At 61.2% G+C, this 9,518-nt stretch carries 7 protein-coding genes; all 7 read right to left on the reverse strand.

The features are described 5' to 3' along the window. A partial coding sequence (locus tag ACE3OH_RS14725) for a type II secretion system F family protein (RefSeq protein ID WP_374354387.1) occupies positions 1 to 805 on the reverse strand: 805 nt, incomplete at its 3' end. A gap of 6 nt (positions 806 to 811) precedes the next feature. Further along, entirely contained in the window at positions 812 to 1,228 is a 417-nt protein-coding gene (gene gspG, locus ACE3OH_RS14730) for a type II secretion system major pseudopilin GspG (protein ID WP_374354390.1), read from the reverse strand. Positions 1,229 to 1,472: 244 nt separating this feature from the next. Beyond that, on the reverse strand, positions 1,473 to 1,988 hold the full coding sequence (locus ACE3OH_RS14735; protein WP_374354393.1) for a hypothetical protein: 516 nt from the start codon (positions 1,986 to 1,988) through the stop codon (positions 1,473 to 1,475). Positions 1,989 to 2,259: 271 nt separating this feature from the next. Further along, positions 2,260 to 4,125, reverse strand: coding sequence for a M12 family metallopeptidase (locus ACE3OH_RS14740; RefSeq protein WP_374354396.1), 1,866 nt, complete (start codon positions 4,123 to 4,125; stop codon positions 2,260 to 2,262). Between the two features lie 28 nt (positions 4,126 to 4,153). Continuing rightward, on the reverse strand, positions 4,154 to 6,451 hold the full coding sequence (locus tag ACE3OH_RS14745) for a M9 family metallopeptidase (RefSeq protein WP_374354399.1): 2,298 nt from the start codon (positions 6,449 to 6,451) through the stop codon (positions 4,154 to 4,156). A gap of 412 nt (positions 6,452 to 6,863) precedes the next feature. Then, positions 6,864 to 8,834 (reverse strand): M12 family metallopeptidase, encoded by a 1,971-nt coding sequence (locus tag ACE3OH_RS14750; RefSeq protein ID WP_374354402.1) that lies wholly within the window; start codon positions 8,832 to 8,834, stop codon positions 6,864 to 6,866. 32 nt (positions 8,835 to 8,866) lie between these two features. Further along, positions 8,867 to 9,518: pre-peptidase C-terminal domain-containing protein (locus tag ACE3OH_RS14755; RefSeq protein ID WP_374354405.1), on the reverse strand; the 652-nt coding region annotated here is incomplete at its 5' end.

Here is a 9,518-nt window from a genome sequence, read left to right on the forward strand (position 1 = left end):
GATAAAAGCGCGCCAGCTGGAAAAGCTTGAGCCGCTCACCGAGGCCCGGGCTACGCCAAGCCCAGTTGGCAATCTGCGCGCGGGCGGCCGGGTGGCGCAGGGTCAGCACCAGGCCAGCCACGCCGGCGGCCAGTATGGCCAGAAACAGGCTGCGATGCCGTTCCACCGCGCCGCCGAAAATCAGCAACAGGCGCGACATCAGGGGCAGCTCGCCATGCATGCCTTCATAGATGCGCGAGAATTTCGGCACCAGATAGCCAAGCAGGAACAGGCTGACGCCGCCGCCTGCCAGCAGCAGCATGGCGGGGTACATGGCGGCGCTGACCAGCTTTTTGCGCAGGCCATCGATCTGCTCCTGGTAGGCGATATAGCGGCCCAGCGCCCGGTCCAGATCGCCGGTGGTCTCGCTGGCACGTACGCTGGCGACCAGCAGCTCGGGGAAGATATCGGGTTTGGTACTCAGCACCTGCGACAGGGCCTGGCCCTGGAACAGCGCCTCGCGCAGCTCCACTAGAATCTGCTTGATGGCCGGGCGCGTTTCCTTGTCGGCCAGGGTGTCGATCGCTTCGCTCAGTGCCAGGCCGGCCGCCAGCAAGGTGGCCAGCTCCTGGGCAAACAGCAGCAGGTCGAATTTGGGCGCGCGGCTGCCGATCGACATCTGCATGCCGGCCGCCTGCAGCGACAACACTTTCAGACCACGTGCACTGGCCAGACTGCGTGCCTCGGCCTCAGAGGCCGCGCTGATACGCACAGTGGCAATGCGGCGCTCGCTGTCGAGCGCGCTGATCTGATAGCTGCGGGACATGCTGGCCTAGTTGCTGAGGTCGGCGTCGTCACCGGTACCGCCAGGGCGACCGTCGCGGCCCAGCGAGATGATTTCGTATTCGCGACCATTGCTGCCCGGCATGCGGTACTGGTAAGCCGCGCCCCATGGGTCAAGCGGTACGGCCTTGACCAGATAAGGGCCACGCCAGCCGGTTTCGCCCGCCGGTGCAGTGGTCAAGGCGGCCAGGCCCTGGTCATTGCGCGGGAAATGGCCGGTATCGAGCCGGTACTGGCCCACTGCCTTGGACAGTGCATCGATTTGTGACTTGGCGGTGGTCACCTCGGATTTGCCAAGGTTCTTGAACAGATTGGGCCCGACCACGCCGACCAAGAGGCCGATAATGACCAGGGCGATCAGGAGTTCGAGCAGGGTGAAACCGGACTGGGCGGGATTGCGGCGCATGGTGAGGTAAGTTGTTGGATTAACGACAAATTATGCCATTGAAATATGCTGTATGCATTAACAGAAAAAGCTAATGCTGTTTGGCAAAACTTAACAGGGCTTGTACTTTAGCGCAGCGCTGCAATGGTGCGAATCGTGTTATGCCTTTGGGGCTGTGCTCAAGCTGATTGGGCCGGGAAAGAACAGTTTGCTGCAAAGCAGCCGGCCTGCGGCCGGCATGGGCCTGTTCCGGTGTCTTAGCACATCAGGGCAGCTTTAGCTCCAGGTCGATGCTCAGTGGTGCGTCGATGCGTTTTTCCTGGATGCAGACGCCTTTCACATCGTCGATCTGACAATCCGGTGACTTGCCTTCGGTACGCAGGCGATAGCGGCGCGCTTCCACATGGGCCAGTAGGCGACCATTTGGCGCGGGGCGGAATTCTATCTTGCCATCGCCTGATTCGTCGGCGGTGATATGCAGGGCGATATTGCCCTGGGCCGATGGGTAATACAGATCGCCAAAGCGGAAGTGCTGCTTGAGCTGGGCGGCATCGAAGGGTGTGCGCAATTGCGGCCCGAACAGCAGGTAGATCTCTTGCGCGCCGTCATGGCTCAGCAAGGCGCGGTAGTCGGGCTTGTCGTCGCAATTCTGGCCGGCCGGGCATTGCCAGCTGCCGGTGTCGCTGCGTAAGCGAGTGGCGCTGCTGGCGGCCAGGGTGTGCTGGCAGGCGGTGGCCAGGAGTGCGGCGCCGGCGATCAGCGATAGTAGCGGTTTGCTCATGATGGGTCTCTTTCGGTGGTACATATAAAAAGAGGCCGCAGCTGCGGCCGAATTACCCCCAAGGGTACGGTATCCGGACCGCCTGGGCGGGCCGAAGTTTTCCACTGACTTGCGCTTTGCCGCCACCGCGACTGGCGCAGCCGGTTTCACACCCTGAGCAGCTCGGCGCAGCAAGTGCGCCAACTGCCTGATTTACCGAGCCTTGTCGTGTCCGTGCTGCTGCAGGATGAGGCCAGGCAAGGCTATCGCCTTGCGCTGGCCTTAAAGCTGCTTAAAGCGGGGACAACAGCCAGTTGAAGCCGCCATTGGACAACACGACGGCGCTACCATCGGTTTCAGCGGCCGCGCCAATCGGCAGGCTGCTGCTACGCGATACCAGCTGATAGCTGCTGCCGACCAATTTGGGGCAGAACTGCTGGTTCGCGCCGCCGTGCGCCGGCCACACAATCAGGCCGGAGCCAGCGCGGGTCGCACCATTGGCGACGTCAATGGCGAGGCTGGTGGCGGCGCTGAATACGCTGTAGTAGCCCTCGGCATTGCGGCTCAGCTTCCAGTGCTGCTGGCCGGCATCAGGCCACAGGATCAGCGGTGCGTTCTGGGCGTCACCGGCTGGTACCAGCGACTTGCGCAGGCCGGCACTGCTGATCACGTATTGCTTCTGGGTATCGAGTACTGTGTCGCAACCTGGTTTGTTGGTGCCGGTACCCGTGCCGGTGCTGTCTACCGGGGTCCAGAAAATCTTCAGCCAGCCGCCATAGGTGAAGGGCGCCTGTGCAGTGCAACGCTCCGGCTCGCAATAGCTGCCCCATACCCAATAGCTTGGCACCACGGCATCGTTGATCAGCACGCTGATGGTGTAGGTCTTGCCATTGAGGCTGGCCTGATTGCCATTCACATACTTGGCCGAACGATCAAAGGGCTTGGCGCCGGTGGTTGGCGTGGTACCGCCACCGCTTTGGTCCTTGGCCACCGTTACCGCAATGGTGACGCTTTGCTGCTTGCCGGCGGCGGTGGTGGCGCGCACGGTGATATTGGCGCTGCCATAGGCCTTGGCCACTGGGGTGATGCTGACGGTGCGCTGGGTGCCGCTACCGGCTTGTACCACGACGCCGCTGCTGGCGATCACGCTGCTGTTGTCACTCTGCACCGAGAACTGCAGCGATTTGAGATCGCTATCGCTGCCAGCCAGGTTCAGGGTGATCTGGCCACTCTTGTCCTGGTTCAGTTGCAGCTGGCTGCTGCTGGCGCTCATCTTGAATTCCACCGTGCCGGGGTTGGCCGGGTAGAACTTGTTGATGGCGGCAATATCGCCGGCACTGAGGGTGCCACGCTGGCCCATGCGACGCGGATCGATACTGCTATCGAGCGGCACGATGGTGGGCTGGCCGTTCTTGGAGAAGGCGGTGGACGGGTAGTGCATCACCGAGTCGATATCGTAGCTACCGACCGGGTCGACCTGGTCGGCGCGCAGCTTGGTGAACTGGTCTTCCAGGCCAGTCTGGATGTTCTCGGTCAGCACGCGCACATAGTTATCGCGGTCCGGGCGCATTTGCTCATGCATCCAGCCCAGGGCGTGGGTGATTTCATGGGCCACGGTGCCGACGCGCTCGCAACCATCGCCGATCGAGATCTTCTGTTCGCCACCATTCATGCCGACATACGACCAGCAGCCGTCCTCCGACACAAAGCGCACGAAGTTGGCTTCGCTGCCACGCTCGGCAAAGCGCACGGCAGTCTTGCTGCTGATCAGTTGCATGCCGGCAGCGATGGCGTCGCGCTTGGCCTTGCTCAGCGAGGGGTCGAACATATACACCACGGTATTGTTCGGCCAGACGCGTGCGCCCTTGGAATGATTGTCGCGGGAAACCGGGCCGCCAGTCTTGGCGACCGGGGCGGTCAGGGCTGGCCAGGTGATGCCGCTGCGCTGCACATCGTCGTGGTTGCCCAACACGATATCGCCGAGCATGGCGCGGCCATTGACTACCGTGTAGGAGACGGTGTCGTCGCTATTCTTGATCTTCGCCTTGGCGGTGCTGATGCGGCGCGGTGTGTTCAGTTCCGGTGTGTCGTCAGCCCAGCTGTTGATGCCGACGGCGGCCAGTGCGAGCGCCAGGGTAGTGATGTTGAGTTTCGTCATGGTTGTAGTCCTGAAGTAGTCGGCAAAATCAACGTGCGATGGCATACAGCGACAGGCCCGATACGGCAGCCTTGGCGTCGATCAGCAAATAGGCCTTGCCAGCGCGCGGCGACTTGATCAGCAGGGTTTCTGCATTGCCATTGCCGGTCGATGCGGCATCAAAGCTGCTGCTGGTGGGCACGCTGCCTTGCTTGACATACAGGTTGGCATCGCCCGAGCCATTGCCAAGGCGCACGCTCAGGAAGCTGGTGTTGGCAGGTACATCGATCACATACAGGAGTTGACCATTGGCGGCGGCTTTCAGATCGGTAACCGTACTGCCATTTGCCAGCGCAACCGGCGTCTGAGTGCCAGTGCCAGTGCCAGTGCCGGTGCCAGTGCCAGTGCCAGTGCCAGTGCCAGTGCCAGTGCCAGTACCAGTCCCGGTGCCAGTCCCGGTGCCAGTGTAAGGCTTGCCGCCGGCGAATTCGCCGCCGGTGGTGGCCGTCTTCACCCAGGCGGCGAATTCGTCGTCATGGGTGTTCTTGATGCGATTCAGGATGGCGGTGTAGCCGGCATAGTCGCCGGTGCGCATGGCGGCCAGCATGGCCTCGACTTCATCGCGATGGCGCTCATGCATAAAGCGCACCGCCAGGTAGCCCCATGGATAGGCGCGATTCTGGTAGTCGGACATGCTGTAGTTATTGTCGAAAATGGTCGACAACTTGTAGGTGCCAAGGCGGCCCTTGTTCAGTGCTTCGCTATTGCCGTTCTGGTACGAGTAGTACTCGGCGACACCTTCGCCCCACCACACGGTGCGATAGCTATTGGACTTGTTGAAATCGCCCTCCTGGTCATAACGGCCATCCAGGTAGTGGACGTATTCATGGGTCAGGTTCCACACCTCGAATACCGGGCGCTTCCATGATGCTTCGTGGGCAATAAAGCGCGGCACATTGCCGGGCTTGGAGGGATTGCCTTCCAGATACATGCCGCCGTTGTCGGTGCTGATCCCGAAGATGGCGCCGGCATAGGTGCTGTAGTTGTTGTAATCGTGGAATACCACCACTTCGAGGCTGGTATTCAGATCATTCGGTACCGGCTTGCTGGCCAGCGGGTTGGTATTGCCAAAGCGGCCGTAGTGGAAGATCTTTTCTTCGGCGGCCAGGATGTCGCACGAGCCTTTCAGTTGCTCCTGGGTCATCTGCTGGGCGCGGATGGTCACCGTAGGGCCGCACTTGTAGGTGATCGGCAGCACGGCGGCTTGCAGATCGCCGCTCAGATTGCAGGTGCCGTAAAAGCTGCAGTTGTTCTTGTCGTAGTAATTGGCGCCATCGGCGGCGGCCATATAGATCGAGGCGCCGCTACCTGCAATGGTATTGCCCTTGATCATGTTCAGGATGTTGGGCTGCACTTCGGCCTTGCGTTCCGGGTATTGCAGGAAGCGCGCCAGTTCACGTGCGGCATTGGCCAGCATGAATTCCGAATCGGTACCGCGCAGCTTCAGGTTGCGGCGATAGAAGCTGTCGAGCGCGGCGGCATAGCTGCCATCGGCCTTCATCAGCGCCTTGAAGTCGGCATTCTGGTGGCCACGGAAATACACGGTGAAGATGCTGTTGTAGGCATTGCGCATGGAACGCAGATTGTTTTGCGCATCGCCATAGCCATCGAGCATCTGCTTCATCAGCGGCATGAAGCGGGCGTTTTCTTCCGAGGAATCGATAAAGGTGATCGCTTCGCCAAGGATGTTGCCGTTCTCATTGCTCAGCGTGAAGATCGCCTTGTTCTTGAAGAAGGCGTCCAGTGCCGGGCGCTGGGCAGCCACCACATTGGCGCCATAGTTGCCGACGGCTGCCTTGTTGTAGTACTGCACATAGGAGCCGGCGCGCAGGAAGGTGATGATTTGCGCGATACCCTGGCGATTGCTGCCGTCATAGCTGGCGCCGAGGCGCTCCAGCTCATTGAGTGCGGCAATGTATTTGCTTTCCTGGAACACATCATGGGCGCTGCTGCCGCTGAGGCTGTACAGCTCGTTGAGGCAGGAGGTGGTCGATGCCTTGATGGCATTGATCAGCGCAGCACCGCTCACATTGGCATAGGCGGATGCGGCCGCGCAGCCGGCGTCGGCGGCGACATTCGGGTCGCGTGGTGCGCGGTTATTGGTGGCTGCATCGACCTGCGGGCGCGGATCGCCGCGATCGGCCTTGCCGACGACGGATTCGCGCGGATCGACCGTGCCATTGTGCATGCTGGGTGGCAACGGGCCATCGGCCTGGGCGGTGATGAAGCAGCTTGCAACGGCCAGTGCTGCAGCAGCCAGAACTGGCTTGCGGTGGTTGAGCGCCATGAGTGTGCTTACTCCTAAGTATCGGTTTGGATGGCCAGGGGCGAGCGGATGTCGCTCATCAAATCCCTGAAAACGCCTGCCTTGGGGGAGGGCGTCGTGTCATATGCCGCCGGTGCGCTGGTGAGGCGCCCGCCCGATGGGTCGGGTAGCGTACAATGACGTCGGCACCAGAAATGCGTGCTCTTGTATGACATGGGTATATTCTCTGGCAAGGAATATATAATGTCAACGTCATTGCGCGGAATGCGCAGCCATTCTGACTCTGCGGCCGTCGATTGCCTGTGTGTGCAACCGTTTGCATGGCAGGCGCACATTGCGCCAAGGCATAAAAAAAGGCTGCCGAAGCAGCCAAACCGATACTAGGGGTGTTGCAGGGCAGCGTGTTCACCAAACACGCTGCCCGGTACTGCGCTTACATCGGAGCCAGGGTGAAGCTCAGACCGCCGGTAGCCGACTGAACTACGGCAACGCCATCCGCCTCGCTCACTGCGCCGATATTCAGGCCGCTGTTCACCGACTGCAGCTGGTAGCCGCTAGCCGCAGGCTTCGGGCAGAACTGCTGGGCTGCTGCGCTGCTATTGGTGGCAACTTGCAACTCGGCGCCGCCATTCTTGCTGCCGCCAGCTACTTCCAGTGCCAGCTTGCTTTGCGCGCTGCTGATCACATAGGCGCCATTGCTCAGGCGTTGCAGTTCCCAGCGCTGTGCGCCACCGTCTTGCCACAGGATGGCAGGGGCGCCAGCGATATCGCCAACCGGCAGCAGGCTCTTGCGCTGACCTGCGGTGCTGATCTGGTAGCTGCGCTTGGTATCAATCACCGTGTCGCAAACCGGCTTGTTGCCGCCGCCATTGCCACCACCTGTACCACCGCCGGTACCGCCGCCGGTACCGCCACCCGTGCTACCACCGGTACCCGGTGCCGACCAGTAGAAGGTGATGCCACCGTACACCACTGGCTTTTCCTTCGAGCAGCTGACCGGTGCGCACAGCGAACCCGGGATGATGTAGTTGGTAACAACCTTGCCATCGACAATCACGGTGAACTCATAGCTCTTGCCGTCGAGGCTCACCTTGTCGCCAGTGCGATAGCGACCGGCCTTGTCGAAGGGCTTCTCGGTGCCGGTATTGCCGCCACCATTACCACCACCATTGCCACCGCCGGTGCCGCCGCCGCTCGTATCCTTGGCAACGCTCACTTTGAAGGCAATGGTCGACTCGTGACCGCTGGCTGCAACAGCGCGCAGGGTGATATTGGCGGTGCCGAATGCCTTGGCGACCGGGCTCACATTGACCGTGCGCTGGTTGCCGGTGCCGGCGACGATGGTGACACCGCTGGCTGCGACGACGCTTTCGTTATCGGACTTGATGTCGAACTTCAGGCTCTTGAGGTCAGCATCGCTGCCGGCTACGTCGAGGGTCAGCTTGCCGCTCTTGTCCTGGTCGATCAGCAATTCCTTGGCCGACAGGGCCAGCTTCAGGTCAACCGCACCGGTGTCGCCAGGGTAGAAGTTGCGCAGCGAAGCAACGTCACCAGGACTCAGGTCGGCACGTTGGCCCAGGCGCTTCGGATCGATCTTCGGATCTTTCGGCGTGATGGTCGGCTGGCCGTTCTTGCTGAATGCCCAGGTCGGGTAGTGCATGACCGAATCGAGATCATAGGCGCCGATCGGGTCCACCTGGTCAGGACGCAGCTTGGTGAACTGGCCCTTCAGGGTGTCGGAGATATTGTCTTCGTTCACCGTGATGTAGTTGTCACGGTCAGGACGCATATGCTCGTGCATCCAGCCCAGGGTGTGGATCAGCTCGTGCGCGGCAACGCCGGGGCGCTCGCAACCATCACCGATCGACACCGGCTGCTCGCCACCCTTCATGCCGGCATAGGCCCAGCAACCGCCCGAGGAGATGAACTTGACGTAGTTAGGCTGGTTGGTGCGCTCGACAAAGCGGATGGCAGTCTTGTCGGAAATCAGCTTCATGCCGGCAACGATGGCATCACGCTTTTTCTGGGTCAGCTCAGGGTCGTAGGTGTAGTAGACCGTGTTGTTCGGCCAGCGGGTGGCGCTCTTGAAGTGGTTGTCTGACGGCCGATTTTGTGCGTCCTTGGTTTGTTCCGACTTTGGCTGGGTCCAATTGCTGACAAACAGCGGTGGAATGCCCATACGCTGCACATCTGCATGGGTACCAAGGGCAATGTCGCCCAGCAGAGCCATGCCGTTTACTACGGTGTAGGTCAGGCGGGTATCAGTGTTCTGGATGACAGCGGTAGCCGTTTCCACTTTGCGTGGCAGCTGCAGTTCAGGATTGTCGCCTGCGGCGGCCAGGGCGGCGGTGCTCAGCAAGGCGGAGGCGACCGATGCGGCGAGGAAGTTGTAGCGGGTTTTCATGATGGGAAAGTTCCGTTCACAAGTTGGTCGGATCAGCGCGTGGTGGCGATCAGGGACAGGCCGTTGGCGGCGACAGGCGCATCAACCGTCAGGTAGTAGCGGCCGGCCTTGGGCTGGGTGATCAGGAGGGCTTCGACATTGCTGCCCGATTCGGACTTGGCATCGCTGCTGGTCTTGCTTGGCTCGGCGCCAAACTTGGCGTAGAGGTTGGCATTGCCGGTGCCGGCGCCGGTGCGCACAGCCAGGAAGCGGGCATTGGCCGGCACGTCGATGGTGTAAACCTGCTTGCCGCCAGCGGTGATGCTGACGCCAGTCACGGCAACGCCGCTTTGCAGGGCGGTTGCGTTACCACCGCCGGTGTTGCCACCACCATTACCGCCGCCATTGCCGCCACCTGGATTGGTGGCGCAGCTCACGCCAACCTGGTTGAAGGCAGCGACCACATCGGCGCTCTTGTAGCCACGGTCGGTAGCAGCCTGGATCACGCCGCATGCGCCTTCGTCAAAGGTGCTGTTGGACTTCCAGTACAGCTTGTTGGCCAGCATGAATACTTCAAACGCCTTGCGTGCGTCCCAGCCGGCGGTGGTGCCGAGCAGGGCGAAGGCCTTGTTGTAGACGCCGCTGGAGTGTTGAACATTGAGCGAATTGGTGAACTTGCTGGCGTGGCCAATGGAGCGGCCATCT

The sequence above is a fragment of the Chitinimonas sp. genome (genome assembly GCF_041904975.1).
In the GTDB taxonomy this organism is placed as follows: Bacteria; Pseudomonadota; Gammaproteobacteria; order Burkholderiales; family Chitinimonadaceae; genus Chitinimonas.